17 protein-coding genes are annotated in these 23,950 nt (G+C 43.6%); 7 read left to right on the top strand and 10 right to left on the bottom strand.

Annotated elements, in window-relative coordinates:
• Window positions 1-2: 2 nt before the first annotated feature.
• Together GTW09_RS14745 and rimK are read right to left on the bottom strand one after the other, a co-directional pair.
• On the bottom strand, window positions 3-1,034 hold the full coding sequence (locus tag GTW09_RS14745) for a succinylglutamate desuccinylase/aspartoacylase domain-containing protein (protein WP_163112505.1): 1,032 nt from the start codon (window positions 1,032-1,034) through the stop codon (window positions 3-5).
• A 60-nt stretch (window positions 1,035-1,094) separates the two neighbouring features.
• Window positions 1,095-2,000, bottom strand: a complete 906-nt coding sequence (gene rimK, locus GTW09_RS14740; RefSeq protein ID WP_071980665.1) for a 30S ribosomal protein S6--L-glutamate ligase — start codon at window positions 1,998-2,000, stop codon at window positions 1,095-1,097.
• 308 nt (window positions 2,001-2,308) lie between these two features.
• Here rimK and GTW09_RS14735 point away from each other — a divergent pair, with 308 nt between their 5' ends.
• Window positions 2,309-3,049: a mechanosensitive ion channel domain-containing protein gene (locus GTW09_RS14735; RefSeq protein ID WP_338024968.1), complete on the top strand. Its 741-nt coding sequence runs from the start codon at window positions 2,309-2,311 to the stop codon at window positions 3,047-3,049.
• 47 nt (window positions 3,050-3,096) lie between these two features.
• Here GTW09_RS14735 and GTW09_RS14730 read toward each other — a convergent pair whose 3' ends face one another.
• Window positions 3,097-6,564 carry a PAS domain-containing hybrid sensor histidine kinase/response regulator gene (locus GTW09_RS14730; protein ID WP_163112504.1) on the bottom strand — a complete coding sequence of 1,156 codons (3,468 nt, stop codon included), beginning with the start codon at window positions 6,562-6,564 and terminating at the stop codon, window positions 3,097-3,099.
• 258 nt (window positions 6,565-6,822) lie between these two features.
• On the opposite strand from GTW09_RS14730, the gene GTW09_RS14725 reads away from it, so the two are divergent.
• The 4 genes from GTW09_RS14725 (at window position 6,823) to GTW09_RS14710 (ending at window position 11,552) form a co-directional block, all read left to right on the top strand.
• Entirely contained in the window at window positions 6,823-7,089 is a 267-nt protein-coding gene (locus GTW09_RS14725; RefSeq protein ID WP_071980663.1) for a DUF4212 domain-containing protein, read from the top strand.
• A gap of 4 nt (window positions 7,090-7,093) precedes the next feature.
• Window positions 7,094-8,800: a sodium:solute symporter family protein gene (locus tag GTW09_RS14720; RefSeq protein WP_163112503.1), complete on the top strand. Its 1,707-nt coding sequence runs from the start codon at window positions 7,094-7,096 to the stop codon at window positions 8,798-8,800.
• A 222-nt stretch (window positions 8,801-9,022) separates the two neighbouring features.
• Window positions 9,023-10,852 carry a putative nucleotidyltransferase substrate binding domain-containing protein gene (locus tag GTW09_RS14715; protein ID WP_163112502.1) on the top strand — a complete coding sequence of 610 codons (1,830 nt, stop codon included), beginning with the start codon at window positions 9,023-9,025 and terminating at the stop codon, window positions 10,850-10,852.
• Window position 10,853: 1 nt separating this feature from the next.
• Window positions 10,854-11,552 (top strand): 3'-5' exonuclease, encoded by a 699-nt coding sequence (locus GTW09_RS14710; RefSeq protein ID WP_163112501.1) that lies wholly within the window; start codon window positions 10,854-10,856, stop codon window positions 11,550-11,552.
• 113 nt (window positions 11,553-11,665) lie between these two features.
• Here GTW09_RS14710 and GTW09_RS14705 read toward each other — a convergent pair whose 3' ends face one another.
• A complete protein-coding gene (locus GTW09_RS14705; RefSeq protein WP_163112500.1) occupies window positions 11,666-12,649 on the bottom strand; it encodes a diguanylate cyclase in 984 nt (327 codons plus the stop codon).
• 305 nt (window positions 12,650-12,954) lie between these two features.
• On the bottom strand, window positions 12,955-13,461 hold the full coding sequence (locus GTW09_RS14700) for a fasciclin domain-containing protein (protein WP_163112499.1): 507 nt from the start codon (window positions 13,459-13,461) through the stop codon (window positions 12,955-12,957).
• 296 nt (window positions 13,462-13,757) lie between these two features.
• Between GTW09_RS14700 and GTW09_RS14695 the strand changes: the two genes are divergently transcribed.
• Window positions 13,758-14,933: a tetratricopeptide repeat protein gene (locus GTW09_RS14695; protein ID WP_163112498.1), complete on the top strand. Its 1,176-nt coding sequence runs from the start codon at window positions 13,758-13,760 to the stop codon at window positions 14,931-14,933.
• A gap of 413 nt (window positions 14,934-15,346) precedes the next feature.
• Here GTW09_RS14695 and GTW09_RS14690 read toward each other — a convergent pair whose 3' ends face one another.
• From GTW09_RS14690 to GTW09_RS14670, 5 genes are all read right to left on the bottom strand, one after another.
• Window positions 15,347-16,186, bottom strand: coding sequence for an isopenicillin N synthase family dioxygenase (locus GTW09_RS14690; protein WP_100972968.1), 840 nt, complete (start codon window positions 16,184-16,186; stop codon window positions 15,347-15,349).
• Between the two features lie 168 nt (window positions 16,187-16,354).
• A complete protein-coding gene (locus GTW09_RS14685) occupies window positions 16,355-17,566 on the bottom strand; it encodes a NupC/NupG family nucleoside CNT transporter (protein WP_071980655.1) in 1,212 nt (403 codons plus the stop codon).
• A gap of 12 nt (window positions 17,567-17,578) precedes the next feature.
• Window positions 17,579-18,202, bottom strand: a complete 624-nt coding sequence (gene udk / locus GTW09_RS14680; protein ID WP_032095511.1) for a uridine kinase — start codon at window positions 18,200-18,202, stop codon at window positions 17,579-17,581.
• Window positions 18,203-18,494: 292 nt separating this feature from the next.
• Window positions 18,495-19,496, bottom strand: coding sequence for a hypothetical protein (locus GTW09_RS14675; RefSeq protein ID WP_239059413.1), 1,002 nt, complete (start codon window positions 19,494-19,496; stop codon window positions 18,495-18,497).
• Complete coding sequence (locus GTW09_RS14670) at window positions 19,493-20,344, bottom strand: type 2 periplasmic-binding domain-containing protein (protein WP_239059412.1); 852 nt, start codon at window positions 20,342-20,344, stop codon at window positions 19,493-19,495. Before GTW09_RS14670 ends, GTW09_RS14675 begins: the two co-directional genes overlap by 4 nt.
• Before the next feature lie 418 nt (window positions 20,345-20,762).
• On the opposite strand from GTW09_RS14670, the gene GTW09_RS14665 reads away from it, so the two are divergent.
• Window positions 20,763-23,870: a TonB-dependent receptor gene (locus tag GTW09_RS14665; protein WP_163112496.1), complete on the top strand. Its 3,108-nt coding sequence runs from the start codon at window positions 20,763-20,765 to the stop codon at window positions 23,868-23,870.
• Window positions 23,871-23,950: the final 80 nt, after the last annotated feature.

Below are 23,950 nucleotides of genomic sequence, written 5' to 3'. Positions count from 1 at the left end.
TTTTACTCAACAAGTGGCTCGTCTGTAGGTAATAAATTGTCTTGGTAAAGTTCAACGTGTTCTGCTACTTCATTAGGCTGTGAAAAATACGCTATGTGATAAATTGCCTCTCCCTCTTGCGTGAGAGGTATGTTTTGCTTGCCTATTACGACACCCTCGGTCGGGCTAATAATGCTGCCGATAATGTTGCCAAAAGGGTCGGCAATAGCCGCAAGTTTATCCCCTTTTACAACATGGTCGCCTAATTGTGCAAGATGGGTTACAAAACCGCTTTCAGCTGCACGCACCCAGCCGCTTTGTTGAGCAATAAACCGATTTATACTGTGGCCTTTACTGCGACTTTTATTCAGCATACCAAGGTGTCTCATGGTATTGATAATACCTTTCACGCCGGCCCTGATAGAAAACTCATCGTAGCGAAGTGCTTGGCCTGCCTCATAAAGCAAAATCTTAACGCCACTTGTGCTTGCGGCCTCTCTTAGCGAGCCTTCGCGAATTTCAGCGTTAAGTAACACGGGAACGCCAAAGGCTTTTGCCATCTCAAGCACGTCTGCGTCGTCTAAATCTGCGCGAATTTGCGGCAGGTTGCTTCGGTGTATTGCACCGGTGTGAAGGTCTATTCCAACGTCACACTTGCTCACTACCTCGTTAAAAAAAAGATTTGCGAGCCTTCCCGCTAATGAGCCTTTTTTGCTTCCGGGAAAGCTGCGGTTTAAGTCTCTTCTATCAGGCAAGTAACGTGACTGATTTAATACGCCATAGACGTTCACCATAGGCACTGCGATAAGGGTTCCGCGCAATTTCTCAATTGCCTTCGAGCGTATCAAACGCCCAACAATCTCTATGCCGTTTAGCTCGTCACCGTGAACGGCAGCGCTAACGAACATAACCGGCCCTGGGCGTTTGCCTCTTTTTACATAGACTGGAATACTCATATTGGTAGCCGTGTATAACGGCGGCATTTCCAAGTCTATTTTCTTGGTTTCTCCTGGGGCGATATCGTGCCCCCCAATCGTCAAAACATTACTTACCACTAAGGTTTTTCCTTCACAAATGGCATTTCAGCCTTCATTAACGATGAACGTTGCTATGTATTAACCTTTACCACGAGTTTTTGTTTTGTGTGGCTCAGCGCTTTTTTCAATAAACTCAATAATCATAGCTGCTACATCTTTATTGGTGGCTTTTTCTATGCCCTCTAATCCAGGAGAAGAGTTAACTTCCATAACAACGGGGCCATTGTTAGAACGCAAAATATCTACGCCGCAACAATTTAACCCCATGGTTTTTGCTGCATCTATTGCTGTTTTACGTTCAGCTGGGCTCAATCTCACTAGGCTAGCTTGTCCGCCACGGTGTAAATTAGAGCGAAACTCGCCCGCTGCAGCCTGACGTTTCATTGCCGCGACAACTTTTCCGCCTACCACCAGGCAGCGAATATCACTTCCTCCGGCTTCTTTTATAAATTCTTGAACCAGAATGCTGGCGTTAAGCCCCATAAAAGCTTCAATTATAGATTCAGCGGCATTGTGAGTTTCTGCCAAAACCACGCCTATACCCTGCGTACCCTCAAGTAACTTAATAACAACAGGCGCTCCTCCCACGGTTTTTATCACATCATCTATTTTATCTGGATGATGGGCAAAACCTGTTCGTGGCATTCCAACCCCTTTACGAGAAAGCAATTGAAGAGAGCGTAGCTTGTCACGAGAGCGGCTGATTGCCACTGATTCATTAACACTGTATGTGCCCATCATTTCAAATTGACGCACTACTGAGGTGCCGTAAAAGCTTACCGACGCACCAATGCGTGGAATAACGGCGTCGTAGTAGGGAAGCTTTTTACCTTTATATCGAACAGAGGGTCTTGCGCTGGTGATATCCATGTAACAGTGCATGGTATCGATAACATCCACTTCATGACCTCTAGCTTTTCCTGCCTCAACAAGACGTGAAGTAGAGTAAAGTCGCGGGTTTCTTGACAGTATTGCAATGCGCATAGGTTTATTAGCCTTGATAAAATAAAGAGTTCAGCTTTCGAATTGACACTACCGTTACATGTGAGCGATAAATGCGCAAGCTGTTTAGGGCGCGCATACTAATTGAGTCTGTAAGGTCTGTCTTACAAATTTTTCTTATGGTGTCGATTGTTTTTATTTTATGAAGACTGTGGTTTTTGGCAGTAGCATATCGACTCTTCTCCTTAGAATACGGGCTATTGGTGGCCTTGCAAAGATGTCATAGCGCTTTCGTGCTAATGTGAGCATATAGCAACAATGAGAGCGCTAAGCGCTACGAAGGAATACATGTGGAGTACACTGGAGTGATGATTCAATGGTGGGACAATTTTCTGCAATGGGCAACGCAATATCAATCTAATATCGTGTTTAGCGTTTTGGTACTGCTCGTTTATTTGGTTATGTCAAAAAAGCTGCTGCCGAAAATTGAAAACGACATTGCGAAATCGAAGCTTAAGTCTCACAGTGCATTGAAAGGACTATTTGCTGCTAAAGTAATAGCGGCAACAGTGTCTCTTTGTTTGCTATTGCTTGCTTGGGGAATAGACTTTTCAGGCCTTCTTGTCTTATCCACATCTATTATAACGGTTACAGGGGTAGCGCTGTTTGCCAGTTGGTCGTTAATCAGCAATATAACAGCCTACTTTATATTGCTTACGAATGTATCTTACAGACGAGGCAATTACTTACGCATTATCGATGGTGATAATTTTGTTGAGGGGTTTATTGCCGACATCGGGCCATTCAGTACTCGCCTGGTTACGCTTGAACGTGAAACCATTATGTATCCTAACAACCTCATTCTCACTCGGCCTGTTATGTTAAACCCCAAAGTAAAATGGGACAGCATAGGTAAAGTGGTTGCCAAAACGAATGCCATGTTAGAGGCTAATTCGACTGAGGCTAATTCGACAGAGACTAATTCGACCGCTAAGGAAAAAACACGCCCAGCTACCCATGCCGCTAGCAATGCCAGTAATCATGCTGCAGGCCAGGCCGCAGAGCAGGCCCAATCAAATGAGGAGCGGTAGTAGACAGCACTTGTATTCGTCTATTTAATCAGTATCTCTATGCAGTTCTAATCGCTACTGCCTTCATTTGCATCTACGTTTTTTGCCTCGCGAATGTAGCGCGTCATGCTTTGCAATAACGCTCTTAATTTTGCCGGCTTCAGCGGCTTCGCTAAAAAGTTTACTCCCTGCTCTTTGCATTGCACCACAAGACTTTCATCAGGCGTTGCGGTAATCAGAGCGGCGGGTACAACAACGTTTAATTTGGTTCTAATAGTATCAATAAGAGCAAGCCCGTTTTTGTCATCTTCATGGCTTAGCTGGTAATCCATTAGTAATATTTGAGGCTTAACTGACTCGGCAAGAGACAACGCATCATCCCAATTATTAGCCAGATAAACCTTAACGCCCCATTTCTCAAGCAAGGTGCTAAGTGCGTCTAAATTTTCACGTTGATCGTCCACACACAGCACCTGCATACCGCTAAAGGTTGTATTTTTTGGTTTATTACTAATAGCTGAGGTGGCTTTAGGGGCAGCTTTATTGAGCGAGAACATAAAGCTACTGCCCTTACCTAAGTGTGAACGCACCTGTATTTTGGTGTCGAGCTGTAAACTCAAGCGTCTTACCACACCAAGGCCCAGGCCTAAACCGTGTTCCTTACTTTCATTGGCGCGGAAAAAGTCGCCAAATATGGTGTCTAGTTTGTCGCTAGAAATACCGATGCCTGTATCTAAAATCTTAAAATATACAGTGTCGTTAACCGATTTGACCACAAATAAAACTCTTCCTTTTTCGGTGTATTTCACCGCATTTGACAACAAGTTTTGCAGTATTCTGTACAAGTATGTTTTGTCAGCCCGCACCCAACAAGGTCTAATAATGGCTTTTAGCTCTAAACCTTTGTCTTTAGCCCGCATCGCCATTTCATCTACCAGGGGAGTAAGCAGGGCGCTCACATCAACAGACTCGATGTCGGGTTTCATTTCGCCCTGATCTAACCGTGCTATGTCTAGCAACGTACCTATCAAAGCCTCGCTAGACGAGACGCTGTGACTTAGCTTTTTGATAATGGCATGAGTTTGCTCAGATAAGTCTTGCTCTTCCAATGCGCTAACGTATAGCTTAGCGGCATTAAGAGGTTGTAAAACATCGTGGCTGGCAAGAGCAAGGAAACGAGTTTTACTGGCGTTGGCATCTTCTGCTGCTTTGCGGGCTCTTATCAGCTCTTTTTCGGCCCCCGAACGTTTTTCGATTTCAAGGCGAAGTTCAGCATTAATTGAATGCACTTCTTCTGTGCGCTTTTTTATTCTCGCTTCAAGGTCAATATTAGACTCTTCTAGCGCCTGCTGAATTTCTACGTGCCCGGTGATATCGTTAAAGCTAGTTACAAAGCCACCGCCAGGCAGAGGGTTGCCCACCATCTCTATTACCCGCCCGTCCTTACGCTGGCGCGTAAAGCGATGAGGCATGCCCGAACGCAAGTGTTCTAGACGCTTTTCCACCTCGGATTCAACGTCAAAAGTGCCAAACTCTCCCTGTGAGGCGTTATAGCGAATAAGCCTTTCAATAGGAACGCCAACGGCAAGTAAATCATCGGGGTAGGGGTACAGATTAGAGTAGCGTTTGTTCCATGCCACTAAGTTTAAATGCTTATCGACAACGCTGATCCCTTGATCCATATTTTCAAGCGAGGTTAAAAGGGCCGTCATGTTAAATTGCATGGCCTGAGTGGTGTCATCAAAGAAGTTGATAATTTCAGTGAAGTCCATCTTTTTGCCGCGCAGCGCACTATCGAGTAAAACCTTTGCACTTGATGCGCCGATAACCCCCCCTAGCGCACGCTCGCAAAACGACAAGAAGTTCTCGTTCGGCGTGTCTTGTTCGTTAAGTTCGCAGTGATTTAACTGCTGATATTGCTCAACGAGCTGTATACATCTGCCCGCTCCCATAAAAGTAGAGAGTAAGGTGGTTAAATCTGCCACTTTTACGTTGGTAGCCTGAGATTTCACCGTATTGTTAGCAGACATAGTAGGCGATACAAAGGCTTCTGCTTGAATGCGATCGATAAGGCGCTGTGGTGCAAACCACGAAAACAGTATGTACATAAGGGAATTGGCAGCAAGGCTTATCATGGCGCCTTGGCTGATAAGTTCGTTTTGTTCTAAACGCGAGACTTGCTCGCTGACAATTGGCAGAACTAGCCATAGTACCCAAATGATAAGCCCTACCATCAGACCAGCATAAACCCCATGAGCGTGAGCGCGCTTCCAGTAAAGCCCGCCTACGATGGCGGGTAGCAATTGAATAACCAATGAAAATGCAATAAGACCAATAGAGTGCAGCGAACGACTGCTCGTCATTTGCTGGTGGTACAAAAAAGCCATCAGCAGAATAGAGGCAATCACAATGCGACGTATTAATTTTATTCGGCGAGAAATATCCCGCTTTCTACCTGAGTCTTCGGTAAATGCGAGTATGCGAGGTAAAATAACGTCATTGGTGAGCATAGTACTTAGTGTAAGCGTGGCCACGATGATCATGGCGGTAGCTGCAGAAAGCCCTCCTACAAATACGATAACTTGCAGTAGCGCAGACTCTGAGAACATGGCTAAAGAGAGTACATAAGAGTCTGGCTCTACACTGGTACCCGCAAAAATAGCTTTCCCTGCAATAGCGATAACAGGAATAACCGCAGAAATGATGATCAGATAAAGCGGAAACAGCCAACGCGCTGTGCGCAAGTGAGACAAGCTAAGATTATCAATAATTGCTACGTGGAATTGTCTGGGCAAACATACAATGGCCGCGGCGGCCATAATGGTTTGTGCAATGAAAGTAAACGAGCTGAATTGCGACATCGCAGCTTCGTTCAAAAAACTTTCAAAAAATGGTCCGCTTTGGGTGTTTTTCCATGCGCTGTACCCTACAAACGCCACCAATACCAGTGCCAGTAGTTTTACTGATGACTCAAAAGCGATGGCAAGCATCAGCCCGCGGCGATATTCGGTGACGTCGGTCTGACGGGTACCAAAATAGATAGCAAACACGGCTATAAAAGCAGTAGCAGCAATAATGATAACATCGTTTTTGGGCTGCTGTGTTAGCAGTTGAAACGTTGATCCAACGGCTTTTAATTGTAGTGCTATGTAGGGAATAGTAGCGAGTAAAGCAATAATGGTAACAAGTAAGGCCACGGTTTGACGTTTGCCGTAGCGCGATGCAATGAAGTCAGAAATGGTAGTTATATGCTGCTTTTTACTCACAAGGGTAAGCTTATAAATAAACTTATACCCAATGACGTACACCAAAATTGGTCCCAACATAATAGGCAGGTAAATCCAGGTGTCTCTACTTGCCTGTCCTACCATGCCAAAAAATGTCCATGCTGTGCAGTAAATAGCAAGAGCAAGAGAGTAAACCGCAGGATGTGAGGTTAGTGCACGTGCTGTAGGCGAGTTTTTTTCACCCCAACTCGCGAGGGAGAAAAGTAAGAAAAGATAAAGTACTGCCAGTGTAACCCAACCAAAAACCATAGTGCTTCCGTTAACCTTATTTTTACAACTCTGTGTCTATTATACCTATTGAGACCATCGTCTACCTACGACCATGGTCTCATTTTTAAATTTAACACGCAGGTCTAAAGTGATATCCAACCTCCTAAAAGCTTGGCTTTGCTGCATGATGGGTTTGCATTTAACAGTGTGAAATTTGAAGCGGCAACCACACAAAAGCTGAGCGTTAGGAAAATGTAAAAAAACAACAACCGATTAACCTGACGTGGGGACGGACAAATGGCATTTAGAAATGATGATGACAAAAAAGCATATTGGAAGGAGAACTTAGCGCTCCTTTTCAAACTTTTAGTCATTTGGTTTGCAGTGTCGTTTGGTGCGGGCATTTTATTTGCCGACGCATTAAACAACATCCAATTCTTTGGTTTCAAACTGGGCTTCTGGTTTGCACAACAAGGTTCCATTTTAGTATTTGTTGCTCTTATTTTTGTCTATATGGCCAAAATGAACGCGATGGATAAACGCTATGGCGTAGACGAGGAGTAAAACAATGGATCTTCAAACACTCACCTTTATTATTGTTGGCGCAACATTTGCGCTTTACATCGCAATTGCCATTTGGGCAAGAGCAGGTTCAACGAACGACTTTTACGTAGCAGGTGGCGGCGTTCCTCCCGTGCTTAACGGTATGGCAACTGCTGCCGACTGGATGTCCGCTGCATCCTTTATATCCATGGCAGGTCTAATATCTTTCATGGGTTACGATGGTGCTGTTTACTTAATGGGCTGGACTGGCGGATACGTACTGCTTGCACTTTGCCTAGCACCTTACCTGCGTAAATTCGGTAAATTTACTGTACCCGATTTCATTGGTGACCGCTACTATTCGCAAACCGCTCGAACCGTGGCAGTTTTCTGCGCCATCTTCGTGTGCTTTACTTATGTTGCCGGCCAAATGCGTGGCGTAGGCGTTGTGTTTAGCCGCTTCCTTGAAGTAGATATTGTTACCGGCGTTGTAATTGGGATGGTTATCGTATTCTTCTATACCGTTCTTGGCGGTATGAAAGGGATTACATACACTCAGGTTGCACAGTTCTGCGTAATGGTATTTGCGTATGTTGTTCCAGCAGTATTTATCTCAATTATGGTAACGGGTCACATCTTACCGCAGACCGGATTCGGTGCCACATTAGCTGATGGATCGGGCATGCATCTTCTGCAAAAACTCGACAACCTCTCCACCGACTTAGGCTTCCACGAGTACACCACAGGTACCAAAAGTACCATAGACGTATTCTTCATTACATTTGCGCTTATGGTGGGTACGGCAGGTCTACCTCACGTTATCGTTCGCTTCTTTACTGTGCCTAAGGTTCATGATGCTCGTAAATCAGCAGGTTATGCGTTAGCGTTTATTGCGATTGTTTATACCACTGCTCCGGCATTGGCTGCTTTCGCTCGCGTTAACATGATTGAAACCATTAATGGGCCTGAGCTTACCGGTACAAGTTACGCAGAAGCACCATCGTGGATTAAAAACTGGGAGCAAACTGGGCTTATCGAGTTTAATGATAAGAACGGCGATGGTGTCATGTTTTATTCTGGTGACGAGCGTAACGAGATGAAAGTAGACCGCGATATCATGGTACTTGCTAACCCTGAAATTGCGAATCTTCCAGCGTGGGTAATTGCCCTAGTAGCTGCCGGTGGTGTTGCCGCTGCGTTGTCTACATCGGCAGGTCTATTGCTGGTAATCTCTACATCGGTGTCGCATGACCTATTGAAACGAAACTTTGCGCCTAATATTACCGATAAAGCGGAGCTGTTCTATGCTCGACTCGCTGCGGGGGTTGCCATAGTGATTGCTGGTTACTTTGGTATTAACCCGCCCGGATTTGTTGCGCAGGTGGTCGCCTTTGCCTTCGGCTTAGCTGCATCAAGCTTCTTCCCTGCGATTATTATGGGTATCTTTAGTAAACGTATGAATGATAAAGGCGCTGTGGCGGGTATGCTTGCGGGTATTGCTTTCACCGCTGCCTACATCATTTACTTCAAGTTTGTTAACCCAGCGGCGAATGTTCCAGCAAACTGGTGGTTTGGTATCTCACCTGAAGGTATTGGTACATTGGGTATGATGGTTAACTTCTTGGTGGCATTCCTAGTCTTTAAAGTGACAGACGATGCGCCAGAAGAAATCCAAGAGTTGGTTGAGAGTATTCGCTATCCTAAGGGAGCGGGTGAAGCCTCTGCACACTAAGTATTAATAGGTAATACAGGTAACACCTTGCGATGCTTGCAGATGGCAAGTATCGCAAGGAAACCAACAATAAAAGAAAGCCAGCCTTCTAGCATTATTTAGTTGGTTGGTTTTTTGTTTTAGTAAGACCCTAACGCCGTTGCTGCTTTTTTTACGAAACAACGTCGTAGCTACTTTTTTCAAAAGAATATGCAGCCTTAAAGGAATAGTGAGGATTTTGTAATGACAGCAATAGCGAAACAGGTTGAAGACTTTCTATCTTCATCGGCCCCATTTGACATGTTGAACGAAGCGCAGCGCAGCGACCTCATTCGCAATGCCGATCTATTGTATGTGACAAAAGACAACGCCGGGCAATTTGGTGCGAAAGAGTCACGTCTGTATCTTATTCAAAGTGGACAATTCTCAGTAGAGGATGGCGAGGGTGCAGCGCGACATTTAAGTGAGGGAGATTATTTCAATTATACCGCTATTTTGGATAACCAGACTTACCCGCTTTCGGTCACCGTAGATAGCCCAGGTTTAATTTACAGTTTCGCAGCAAGAGACGTAACGGGTTTACTAGACCTTGTAGAAGTAAGTAGTTTTTTTAACGGCTTACGCAATAATGCGTTACAAAACCATGCAATCGCAGACTCTAACTCTATGTGGTTATACAAATCGTTAACCGATGTAGTGAGTAAGGCTCCGGTGGCGGCACATTGCGATACCACTATTGTGGAAGCGGCAAAACTCATGACCCAAGAAAAGGTGTCTTCGCTGCTTGTCACTGAAAACGAAAAACTAATAGGTATAGTCACCGACAGAGATTTGCGCTCACGTGTAGTGGCAGAAGCGTTTGATACTCATAGAGCGGTGAAAGATATTATGACCGCCGCGCCTGCGCAAATTGGAAGTAATAGAACGCTGTTCGATGCTATGTCGCTCATGACAGAGAAGAATATTCACCACTTGCCGGTAATCGATCACTTATCGCAATCACCGATGGGTATGATAACGGCAAGTGACATTATTCGACATCAGCGCGGTAACGTCCTCTTTATTATTGGTGAATTAACGAAAGCTAACAGCCTTTACGAACTTATTCGGCTTTCTTGGCAATTACCCCACTATTTTGCCGCTCATGCTAAACGGGCTGGCGATTATGATATTGCGGGTAAGATTTTGTCGCAGGCGACAGATGTCATGACGAGGAAACTGATTGGCTTTTTTCAGCAGGACAACGGCAAAGCACCAATGATGTTCGCATGGCTAGTTTATGGTTCGCAGGCAAGGGAAGATCAAACAACAGGTTCTGATCAAGACAGTGGGTTACTTTTAGCCTCAAAACCTAACGAAAAACAAGCCGCTTACTTTGCTGAAATGACAGATTACGTATGTAAAGGTTTAGCAAAGTGTGGAATTAAACTTTGCGACGGTAACATTATGGCTAGCAACCCCAAGTTGCGACTGGCGTTAGATGATGCAGTAAGCGAGGCACAACAATGGGTTAATTCACCCACGAAAGAAGCCATAATGCACTTTAATATATTTCTAGATGTGCGCTGCGCCGCAGGCGATGCCAGCCTATTTAAAGAGTTACAAAAAAGGCGCGCTCCATTATTACAGCAAAAAATGTTCTTAGCGGCTCTTGCTCGCGCCAGTAACGAAGTATCTGTGCCCTTATCCATGTTTCAAAAGTTTAGCTATGAAAAAGGACGCAAGCAAAAAGACACTATTGATTTAAAAACACGGGCCGTCGCGTTGATAAATAATATTGCTCGAATCTATGCATTGGCTGATGGAATTACCTTACCTAACACAGTTACTCGCCTTGAGAGTTTATCTGAGAAGTCGGAGCTTTCTTCAAAAGACGCAGCAAATTTAAAAGACATATGGATATTTTTGAATCGACTTCGCTGGCGCCACCAGTTGGAAAACAAGGTTACGGATAATCTAGTGTCGGTAAGTACATTGTCTTCAATACAAAAGCATCAGTTAAAAGCCGGTTTTAAAGCCATAGAACGTGCCAATGAGGCTATGGTAATGAAGTTTTCCGGCGGGGTGGGTTAGCATGGTAATGAATTGGCTAAAGACCCGGCTATTTGGCAAAAAGGGATTGTCGTTTAAGAAACAACTATCTAATTTGTATGTCCATAACACAGAATTGTTGGCGATAGACTTAGAGCTTACCTCCCTTGATACGCAAACAACCAGTATTACATCGATCGGCTGGGCAAAGGGTAAAGGATGCCAATTGCCACTCAACGCCTGCGAGTATTATGTTATCGATACGCCAGCGGAACTTGGGCAAAGCCCAGTCATCCACGGATTAACTCAGGATATTTTACAAGAGGGGGTGTCATTACAACATGCGATTTCAAAAGTCTTGCCACTTTTAGAAACGTCAGTATTGGTATTTCACAATGCGAGCTTAGATTTAGCTGCGCTGAATAGGGCGTTTGTAGAACTATCGCTGCCCGCTATCGATGTTGTGTATATCGATACTTTAAAGCTAGCGGTGTACCAATTGAATAAACAGCATCAAGTACTGCCAAATAACAGCGCAACGTTAAGTGTATGTCGACAGCGGTTAGATTTGCCCAGTTGTCCAGAGCACAACGCGCTTGATGATGCGATGGCTACCCTGCAGCTGTTTTTTGCTCAAATTGAACAGTTTGGACTTACCCAACAAAGTGCACTTTTGCAGTTACACCATACCAAAGCGCTAGGGCACTATAGGCTTGGTAATGAGGCTGGAACAAGACTGTAGCCGAACTCTAGCCTGAACTCTAGACTGGAATCTAGATTGGATAATAGGAAGTGTGCTTGCTCGAGGAAGGATCGGCTTAAAACAATGAAGATTTAAAGGAGGGAAGCGTGCAATTATACCAATATTCGACGTTTGGTGGCCTTAACAGGCGATTCGTTTCCTGTGATAGTAAACCCTTCAGCTTTCACACAATTACGGCCCGATGTTTTGGCCATATAAAGGTGTTTATCAGCTTCTAACATCACGTACTCGATGGTTTTATCATCGTCAGCTTGTTTGGTTGAGAGACCGGCACTTAAAGTAACTCGCTCAAATTCAGATGCAGCGTGTTTAATGTTGAGATCATACACTGTTTCTAACAGGCGCTTGGTAACCTCGACGGCACCTTGCGTGTCTGTATTCGGCAAAATAACCAGAAACTCTTCACCACCAATGCGCACTAATTTATCCATAGGCCGCAGAAGTGAGCTACTAATACACTGACTCACCTTCCATAAACAACTGTCGCCATCTAAGTGACCATACATGTCATTAAATAGTTTGAAGTGGTCAATATCAAAAATGACAAGCGAAAGAGGGGTGATGTTTCTCAGACCGTCTCGCACCAAACGCGGAAGATAGTCATCAAGGTAGTGCCTGTTGTATGCGCCCGTTAACTTATCAATGTAGATTAGTTTTTCTAGTAAATCGTTGCGCATTTTATTTTTTAAATGCGATTTAACACGGTTTTGTAGGGTACAGGCGTTAACAGGCTTTACAACAAAATCAACACACCCAGAGTTCCAGCACTTAGACTCCTCCTCTTCTGTAGACGAAGAGGTAACGAAAATGATTGGAATGCCTTCACATTGAGGTTTTTTTCGTAAGAGTGCGGTAGTCTCATGCCCGTCTAGCTCTGGCATAGAAACGTCCATCAGAATAAGGTCTGGTTTTTTGAAACGGCAGTATTCAATTGCATCTCTGCCAGAGGAAACAGACTCACAGGCCACAATGTCTTGCAGCAGTGTTTCTAGCACTAGTCGACTACTTGCATCGTCGTCAACTATAAGCACACTGCAATCAGACAGTGTTCTGTTATCCACCTGTTCTATGTACACGCCAAACCCTCAAAGACTATAACGCCTAGCTGGCGTATTAGTAACACAGTACACCTGCTGAACAGAAAAGTGCATTCAACATAAGTTTAACATTGGCCATTTACACTAAATATTTATGCGTGAAGGCAATTGACGGCATTCGGAAACGTGGGGGAGTATTTTAGAGCAAGAGTTGCGTGAACGGGGCTAGATAACCAAAGCGAAAACTAAAAAACCACCGCATTTATGTCCTAATGTTTGGGAATAAAGCGGTGGTTTTATTTGATGTTCTAACTATCACTTTTATGTGTGAAGCGATATTACTCTTATAACGCAGCTGCTACTTCAGCAGGTAGTAATACAGCGTCGATAACGTGAATTACACCGTTCTCAGCCATTACGTCAGCTTTGATAACGTTTGCGTTATTGATTTTTACTTTACCCATAGCAGCAGTAACCGATACATCGCTACCTTCAACTGTAGTTGCAGATGACAAAGTAACTACATCTTCAGCTTTTACCTTACCCGCTACTACATGGTAAGTAAGAATTTGTACTAGGGTGTCTTTATTCTCTGGCTTCAAAAGCATGTCTAGCGTACCTGCAGGAAGCGCAGCAAATGCCTCATCTGTTGGTGCAAACACAGTAAACGGGCCGTCGCCTTTCAATGTATCTACCAGGCCGCCTGCTTTCACAGCCGCAACTAGCGTTGAGAACATTGGGTTACTCGCAGCAGTGTCTACGATGTCCTTGTGGTCGCCCATTTTATGATGACCTGCAAAAACCGAAGAACTCACTACCATTATCACTAAAGCACTTAAAAACTTACGCATGATTTATTTCCTTAAAGTTTAAAATTATGAACGTTAGATTTACTACTTGTTTACAAATCTGATTTCGCTAGTGATTACGGTACTTTTGTCTAAAGTGATGATTAACTTTATGTAATACGCTCTTCTCTTAGACGAAAAACCTTTAAATGAAAGGGCTGTAGGCGATCGAATATATTTTATCAACCTTCCATAAAAAGCCGCTGGTGTACGCAGCGCTAGAATTAATGAGATGTAAAGCAATAATCGCAGTTCAAGGTCTATACTAAAGTATCGAGTATTTTCTTGGAGTAAGAGATATGTTCACTCGACGTGTATTACTCGCCGCCTGCGCGCTTCTAGCTGCATGCCAGAGCGTTACCTCTACAAGCTCGGTAAAAACTGAAAGCTTGCTAAGAGATGATTTATTCCCAAGCCACCAACTCTTTACTATTGAGACAGAGCAAGACGTTTTCTATCTTGGAAAAGAGGCGAAGCGGTTTGCAGAGCGCGCCATACTGGATGAAACCGCGAATGTTACTACCAAAAAGGCCAAAGATGTTCGAGGCTTTGTCAGTGCCATCCTCGACTATTCTGATAATGGCATTGCATATCGCAATAATGCAAACACGGTAGCAAATACAACATTTAGCAACCGAGCGGCAAATTGTCTTTCACTATCTATAATGACGTTTGCACTCGCCGAGCATGTTGGCCTAAAAGCGACATTATACGAAGTTGATATTCCCGAGTACTGGACTAGGAGGGATGGTTTTAGCTTGCTCAATGGTCACGTGAACTTGCGGGTAAGTGCATCAGATAATCCCTCGTCTATTGTATTAGGTAGTACCTGGGCGGATGTAGACTTTGATCCTCAGGCTATTCGCAGTCGCTTTCCTCGCGTGCCTGTATCTAAACAAAGTGTATTGGCCATGTTTTACAACAATAAAGGTGCCGACGCTCTGGTTGCAAATAGTTATACTCGGGCCTACAAGTATTTTAAAGCCGCTACCGAAGTTGCACCTCAACTTCAGCAAAGCTGGACAAACTTAGGGGTGCTTTACAGAATGAAAGGCGAATTGAAACTTGCCGAGAATGTTTATCAGCACGCGCTTTCGTTAGATTCGGAGAACTTAACTGTTTGGGAAAATCTCGCGATCTTGTATCGGCACCAGAACAGGCATGAGGAGTCGAAGCAGTTGCTTGCAAGTGTGGAAACAAAACGTAAAACCAATCCGTTTTATCACTTTATTCTAGGCGAACAGTCTTTCGAAGACGGAGAGTTTGCAAAGGCCTTAGCTCATTATCAACGGGCAGTGCGATTGGATAGAAAAAATCATGAAATTCTTTTTGGGTTAGCTAAGGCCTATTACGAACTTGGAGATATCAGCAATGCTCAGCGCTATTTGCAAGGCGCGGTTAATTTTTCCCCCGATAAGTACAGCGCACAGCATTATTCTTCAAAGTTAGCTGCATTAGCACACAATGAGCGTTAGCAGCCTTATTCTTAGAAACATAACTAGAAAGACAGGCATAGAAAGCGACTTATTAAGACAGGCAAGTTAACGAGACAGGCATAAAAAGGGACTTATTAAGACAGGGCTTAAGGCTTAACGAGACAGGCATAAAAAGGGACTTATTAAGACAGGGCTTAAGGCTTAACGAGACAGGCATAAAAAGCGACTTATTAGGCTTATCGAGACAGGCATAATAGGGCTAAGTAAGACAGTCACAAAAAGGGACTTATTAAGACAGGCATAAAAAGGGTTTAACGATACATGCATAAAAAGCGACTTATTAAGACAGGCATAAAAAGTAGGGAGCTAAGTAAGACAGGCACTAAAAAACAGGTAAAAAAAAGCCACGGACGAGCCGTGGCATAAAGGTAACACTACAAAAGGAACTTCACTTAAATCACGCCTAGTTCACGAAGGCGCTCTTGCAGGTATGAGCCTGCGGTATGACGTTCTGAAAGAACAACATCTGGGCGAGGGTGTAAGAACAAAGGCAGCGAAATACGCGACTTCGTCATGTCTGCACCATCTGGATTTACAACCCTGTGAGTAGTCGATGGGAAGTAGTGACCGGATGCTTCTTGAAGCATGTCGCCAATATTCACAATCAAACTACCAAAGTCACACGGTACATCTAACCAGCTACCGTCTTTAGCCTGAACCTGAAGACCAGGCTCGTTAGCTGCTGGCAAAATAGTAATTAAGTTAATGTCTTCATGAGCAGCAGCGCGGATAGCATCCACTTCTTCATCGCCACTTAGAGGCGGGTAATGAAGAACACGCAATAAGGTTTGATCTGAATCTTTGATCATATTACCTAAAGGCTGGCTATATTTATCACTGACTTCACTTGGCGAGTGCGCTTCTATCCAACCCAATAATTCTGTGGCAAGCGTATTCGCTTCTTCATAATATTGAGAGATCTGAGGACGTAAAGACTCAGGACATTGTCCCCAAGGGTAATAGTGATAATACTCTTTGATATCTTTTTTCGTGAAGCCCTTAGCTACCTCAGAAACGCTCTGAGGGAAAAATCCGTCTTGCTTACCCTTGTTGTAAAGGTAATCGTTCTTCTCTTCACTGTTGAAGAAATCCTGCCAATTGTCATAAATACCTTGAACTAAAGACTGCTTGATAGGGTGATTTTTCAATACACCAAACCCAGTCTCACGCAACGATTTAACAAATTCTTCTTGCGCGTTTTCAGCTTGGTAGTCAACAGCAACTAATTGCATAATGTTTTCCCGTATATTTAGATTGCGGCATTATAAAGGTAGACGGGCTACAGAAAAAAGTCGCTGATATTGATTTACATCAACGTCAGCGAAGAATGCGCGTAATTTACATAAACCTGACCATTTAGTCTAGTAAAAAACTGACTAAATGGTCTGTTTAAATAAAATTTAACTGAGAGAGAGGAAAAAGCCCGCTAGTGCGGCACTCATTAAGTTTGATAAGGTTGCAGCAATAACCGCTTTTAATCCCAGTCGTGCAATTTCTTTTCTGCGAGTTGGTGCCATAGCGCCAATTCCGCCCATCAAAATCGCGATAGAAGAGAAGTTTGCAAAACCACATAGTGCAAAGGTGATAATGGCCTGAGAAGCTTCGGACAATTGATCTTGGTTTTCTAAGAAATTGAGATAGGCAACAAATTCATTCACTACCATCTTTTGACCAATAAAACTGCCCGCAAGTTGTGCTTCTTCCCATGGAACGCCGATTGCCCATGCAAGTGGTTGAAGAACAAACCCCAGGATCCCTTCAAACGTGACGTTTTCATAACCGAACAAACCTGCGCTCCAGCCAATGAGACCGTTGAACATGGCAATGAGGGCTATGAAAGCGAGTAGCATTGCACCTACGTTAAGCGCAAGTTGCATGCCTGATGCTGCGCCACTAGCGGCAGCATCAAATACATTGGCATAGCCCGCGTCGTCTGCGTCTACGTCATGTAAATCTTCGTTTGGCTTACTTGTTTCAGGCAAGATGATTTTTGCCATCAACAAGCCGCCAGGCGCAGCCATAAAGCTGGCCGCTAAAAGGTATTTAAGCTCTACCCCCATTCCGGCGTAGCCGGCCATAACAGAACCAGCAATTGATGCTAAACCACCCACCATGATGGCGAATAGTTCAGAGCTGGTCATATGGGGTATAAAAGGGCGCACGACTAAAGGCGCTTCAGTTTGGCCTACGAAAATGTTGGCAGCTGAAGACATAGATTCGGGTCGGCTGGTGCCCAAGGCTTTTTGAAGAAAGCCACCGATCACTTTAATAATGATGCCCATTACCTTTAAATGATAAAGCACCGCGATAAGCGCGGAAAAGAAAACGATGACGGGAAGTACGTTGAACGCAAATATGAATCCTAACGATTTATTGCCAATAGGGCCAAATAGAAAGTCAATTCCCTGCTGGCTGTAGCCAATAATATTGGCCACAAACTGCGTCGCTTTATACAGAAATTGCTTACCGGGTTCAGAATACAGGACAAACGCACCAACAGCAGCTTGTATAGCAAATGCTCCACCAACAGTGCGCCAGTTAATACTGCGCCTTGCCGACGACATCGCTAATGCAATACCTATGAGGAGCGCAACGCCCAGTAAACCTACCATAAATTATTTCCCTTAAAGAAGCGCTTGCTGAATGTGTGATTTGATCACATCTAATGCAATTTGATTTTTTCCACCCTGCGTTACCACTACGTCGGCAGTAAAGCGGCTAGGCTCTATAAACTGGTGATACATTGGCTTAACAGTCTCTTCGTACTGTTTTGCTACAGACTCTATCGATCTACCGCGCTCTTTTAAATCGCGCATCATTCTTCGCATTAGGCAAATATCGAGGGGAGTATCGATAAATATTTTCACATCGTATAACGGCAGCAAATCGGTGCGTGCTAACAACATGATGCCTTCAAGTATAATAACCGGCGCAGGGTTTAGGCGCTCTGTTTCAGGCAAACGAGTATGCGTTTTATAACAATAATGCGGATAGTCTATGGGCTGACCTTCTCTTAACGCCTGTAAATGAGCTTTTAGAAGCTCATGTTCAAATGCATTGGGATGGTCGTAGTTGTTTTGCTCTCTCTGCTCCATGGGCAGATGATCTTGCGCGCGATAGTAATGGTCTTCGCGCAAAACCTGTACAGGACGGCCTTGTGCGCTGAATCCGTTAAATAAATTTTTTGTAAAAAGAGACTTTCCAGAGCCTGAAGCTCCAGAAATGGCAATAATTAATGGCGATTGCATAGTACTAAAAAGCTGATTTTGTTGGTGCAAAGATACGCGCTTAGCCCTCGCGAATCAATGATATATTCACGCAGCCTAGTATTTTGGATCGGTCTTTGCTTCCGTTTTAGTGAAAAGTACACCTATTTTTCAAGGTATTGCGGTTCGTTAATGCAAACCTGTCAAAGTTATCCAGTTGGTCAATAAATTAGTTCTTTTAACCTTGCTTGTATGAAATTCAGCCAAGTGATTTCCCAAACAGCGTCACGCCATGCTTTCTTTCCAATACAGTTTTTACGCAGCGACGCAAAACTCAATTTCCAATTATCTCTATATCATCAAGTTGTATTTTGGGTAACGCGTAGGAGTGCTGTTTTGAACGCGACCCTTCTCCCTGGGCTCTAGGGGGATAATACGTCTCTTTCTCTTCATTAAAACCTGTGAATACATCGTCGAGCGCGGCGCGTATTTCACTAAGCGTTTTATCTAAATTAGCGTTGAAGTCGGGTCTTTTTCGCTTTGTATGGCCCAATTCAATGAGACGACCAAAGCTTCGGTTCGCTAATGCAATGAGTTCATTGGGTACGTCTTTGTGCACGGGCAATGGATGCCCCGGGTTCTCTATACAAAATCTGACTAGTGCGGTGTAAAAACACAATGGTTTGTTTTGTAACGTCACCGCTTTATCGGTAACGCCATTTGATATGGTTTTATCCTGAAGGTTAATAATAAGCTTCGGTGTTGGAGGAAGCGCGTCTTGCACTTGCTGCGCTTTTTGCTTGGCTGTTTTTCGCGTATTGAGCGCGAATACGGGTACTAAACACAGAGCGGCTAGTAATGCTATCCAGCTAAATGCAAGTGCATGAGAAACAGGTTTACTCACGATTTCGATTTCTATCTCTTGTTCAGCATTTTTTAACAGAGTTGTATAGCTGCGAGGGTAGCGTGCTTTGTCGAGTTCTTCGCTAGTGTAAGTCACGCTTTGAATTGCGTTGACTAAAACAGGGTAACCTTCTTCCATGAGTTTAGCGTTTAGGGTATTGATATATCGAAAAATAGCGTAGCTATTCACCGGCGTGTTTAATGTTTGATTCCCCACATCTAAAAAAGCACTATCGAGACTTATTCTTCGCTCTACTTTGTCTATTGCCTCGTGTAACGACGCTTGATATGCGAATAATTGACTTACCAAGGAAATGCCTTGCAATACAGTAATCAGTAAAAGCGCGTTAACTACAATCCTTGGCGTTGATTTAAATGAAAATCGTTTAGCAATATCAGTAGAGGTGATGGTTTTCACGGATTTGCTGTTCATGGGCATCCTTCCTCTAACTCTATATTTTTATAATAAGGCCTGGGGTGTGCCATAGCGATGTCATGAATTACGGTTTGCATAGCGCAAAACAGGTCAGTGTTTTGAGACTGCATTTTTAGATACCACTGCATACCGCTTACCTGAAGCATTAGCGGAGTAATGTAATTTTTAGACAACCTGCTTTCGTCGTCTTTAGCCCAATAAGACGAAATGATATCAACCTCGCCAGCAAGCAGTGCGCGTCTGAGCTCTTGGTGTGAGCTATAGTAAGCAATGTCTACATTGTTATCGCTTAAACTTAAACGCTGCAATACGGTCTTCGGCACTATATGACCAGAGCGGCTGCTTGGGTAATCAAGCAGACCAATGGTTTTACCCAGCAAATACTCTTTTTCAAGCTTTGGCTTTTCACGTAAGGATATAAAATAAGCGCCGTAGTCTGGGTGCGACGCTACAGGCGTTAGCCCGTATATTTCGTCAGCTGCAAAAGCGTCTACTACGTTCTTTTTGACCAGCGCTAAGTCGACAACCCCATGATTGATATATCTGAAGGTGTCGTAATCGCTCTGACCAATAATGACTCTTACTTCGCCATATTGCCGTTTTATGACAGTATTGTTACAGATTTTCTCGGTTGCCAGTTGTGCGATGCGGCTATCTGTTAAATAGACTGAGAAACGATCTGCATTTCCCGAAAGTGGTGTGTTGCAGGATAAATATTGACCAGTTTGTGGAGGGATGTCATTGTAGGCAGGGCTATATGAAAAATAGTTAACCGTACCGCAAGCAAACGCTGCAATAATAAATAATAACCACTTTCCTGATGCAATAATTCTGAAATTCGTCAAAAAAACGACCAAATGAATTAACGATTTATAAAGCGATTTCATCAGTTAAGGTTATTTATTGCAATAGGTAAGTTTATTTTATTATGTCATCTGTATGAAAAGCAATGTGTTTTTATAGATAAACCTGATTTTTGATAAACGCTGTTTATTAGTTGGGTGTGTGCCAAAAATATGAGCGGTAAGTGACAAAAACTGAAAACAACAATAATAAGTAAATTAACCTGACCGTTTGGTCAAGTTAAATGTGTTGCCAAGTTACTTATCACAACGACTGCAGCTAAATAAAAATGCAAAGTTGTAATAAAATTGACATGAACCTCGAAGAGAATCTGAATGGTTCTTAGCATTACGTCAGGTGGTAGGCAAAATAATTTAAATAGTCTGCCCCGAAAGAATTGTAAACAATAGGGAAACACACATGAACTTTAAAACCAAACTCAGTCGCGTTGCGATTGCGGTTGCAGTAACTGCGGGATTATCTTCTGCAGCAATGGCTCAGGTAACTACGTCAGCAATGACTGGTCAAATTGTCGGACCTCAAGGTAGCCCAGCAGCAGGTACTCAGATCACAATTATTCACACACCTTCGGGCTCTACAAAAACCGTAACAGTAAATGAGTCTGGCCAATTCAACGCGAAAGGCCTGCGCGTTGGTGGACCTTACACGGTAATGATTGACTCTGATAAGTTCGAAGACAAAACCATTACTGACCTATATGTCGACTTAGGCGAAGAGTTGCCAATTAACGTAGCACTTTCAGCACAAGGTCAAGACATTGAAAGAATCTCAGTGACTGGTTCGCAAATCTCAAGTGTCTATTTCGGTAAAAGTAGCCCAGCAGCAAACTTCGATTTATCTGACCTACAGAAAGTTCCTGCTATCAACCGTAACATCAACGACGTAATTCGTGTTGACCCACGCTTATACGTTGACGAAGGTGGATCTGACGGCATTCAGTGTGCAGGTAAAAACCCTCGTTTCAACAGTTTAACTGTTGATGGTGTTCGTCAAAACGATTTGTTTGGTTTGAACGGCAATGGCTACCCTACAGAAAGGCAACCTTTCCCATTCGATTCAATTCAAGGTGTAACGGTAGAACTAGCTCCATTTGAAGTAATTTATGGCGGTTTCACGGCCTGTAACATCAATGCGGTTACCAAGTCAGGTACCAACGAAATTCACGGTTCAGTGTTTGTTGATTACACAAGCGACTCTATGCGTGGCGACTCTTTACAAGGCGAAGATGTAGAGTTAGGTAGCTTCGATGAAGTTCGTTATGGTTTCGAAATTGGCGCTCCGCTAATTAAAGACAAGCTTTTCATCTACGCTGCTTATGAAACTTTCCAAGGTTCTAACTTATTTAACCGTGGTCCAATTGGTTCTGGTGCGCTTAATACAGTCGACGTAACGCAAGGCGAACTTGACGAAATCGTTCAAATCGCAAATGACTTATACGGCTTCCAAACCGGCACAATTCCAACAAGTCTAGATAACGAAGATGATAAAATACTCATCAAGCTAGACTGGAACATCAACGATAGTCATCGTGCTGAATTTGCTTACAACTACAACGATGGTAACAACTTTACACAATCGGATGGCGATGGTAACGAATTTGAGTTCCAAGAGCATTTGTATGAGCGTGGAACAGAAATGCAGTCATATGCAGCATCGTTCTACTCTGACTGGACTGATAAGTTCTCAACCGAATTGCGTATTAACTACTTAGATGTTGATAACCGTCAAATTTCACTTGCCGGTGATGGAACAGTCGGTGGAAACGACTTTGGTGAAGTACAAGTTGAGCTAACTGGTCGTGAAGGTCTCGACAATGTCACCGTTTACCTAGGTTCAGACGACAGTCGCCAAGCTAATGACTTAAACTACGATCAGCTAAGCCTTATATTCCGTGGTTTCTATTATTTCGACAACGGTCATACTTTAACGTTTGGTTATGAGCGTGACGATTTAGACGTGTTTAACTTGTTCGTTCAACATACTGAGACTGAACTACGTTTCGACGGTATTGATAACTTCCGCGCTGGGTTACCTTCTCGTTATGAATATAACGGAATCATAACAGGTGACGTTAATGACGCAGGTGACCTTTCTGATGCTGCAGCGAATTGGGGTTACCAAATCAACGCTGCCTATGTTCAGGACGAGTTTTACCTAACAGATGATTTGAGAGTGACTGCAGGTTTACGTTATGAGTGGTATACAACTAGCGATGCACCAGACGAAAACCCTGGGTTTGTCCAAGAATATGGGTTTAGCAACTCAACTAACCTTGACGGAGTTGGTCTTATTCAGCCACGTCTTGGTTTGAACTATACGTTATCTGATGCAACCGAAATTCGCGGTGGTGTTGGCTTGTTCTCAGGCGGTAACCCGAATGTTTGGTTGTCTAACAACTTCTCAAATACCAACACTCTTCAAACGGGTATTCGTGGAAGAAGTTTTGGTTATACAGATGGCTCAAGAAGTTTGTTTGACGATGACATCAACTATCTACAAGTTGAAGACGGTGCTCCAGTGGGCCCAGGTTATGGTGTACCTCAGGATATGGCAGAAGCAGCAAGACTAGGTAACGGCTCTAACTTTGAGTTGAACTACTTAGACCCTGACTTTGATATTCCGAGCGAATGGAAATTTGCGTTAGGTATGACACACGTAACTGAAAATGATTATGTTTTCGAAGCAGACATCATCTACAGCATCTTCCAAGATTCAGCCATCGTTCTTCGTGGCGACTTAGAAGAAACGGCTGAGCGCACTGACACTGCAAATGGCGATATCGCGACAGGTTACATTGTATACGATAGCCCAAGATCTGCGACATTTGTGCTTACTAATGCTGACCCAGATCCAACAGCACTTAGTATTTCAGGTAGTATGTCTAAGTCTTGGGACAATGGCATCCAAGTTACAACCGGCTATAACTATAACGATGCTGAAGATGTTCAGCCTATGAATAGCTCTGTTGCGTTCTCCAACTATCAAAACCGTGCATTTACCAACCCAAATGAACAAGTAGTTGCTACTTCAGACTGGAATATCGAACATCGCTTTACTGTTGATTTCCGATACACCCACGAGTTTATCGCTGGGTACGAAACGAGTTTCTCTCTTTTCGGTGTAATTCAGTCTGGTAACGTTTACAGCTTGGTACGTGATGACCGTCGCGAAGTTGGTGGCCGAGTTCGTGATAACCAAACTTTCGGTTTCACTCCATTCTTGGATAATGGCAACATTCTTCCAATCGGTGGTCAGAGAAATGGTGAAACTGCACCATGGTGGTCTAAGATTGACTTAGCGGTTTATCAAGACCTTCCTACGTTCAACGTAGATCACTCTGCGAACGCATTTTTCGTTATTGATAACTTCACTAACCTGTTAAATGACGATTGGGGCGTATTAGAAGAAGCGTCAAATACTGTATTCAATAATGTTGATAACAGAACTTTTGTTAATGGTGATACTTCACTATGGACAATGCGTGTTGGTGTTAACTACCGCTTCTAATAGTGATAGTTTAAAAACCATATAAAATCTTTGTAGTGTGAAATGCCACTCCCCTTTATGGGGTGTGGCATTTTTTTTGA

Source organism: Alteromonas hispanica (assembly GCF_010500915.1).
Classification (GTDB): Bacteria; Pseudomonadota; Gammaproteobacteria; order Enterobacterales; family Alteromonadaceae; genus Alteromonas; species Alteromonas hispanica.
The sequence above is the reverse complement of the archived record's forward strand: the minus strand, read 5'-3'. Positions and strand labels throughout refer to the sequence as shown.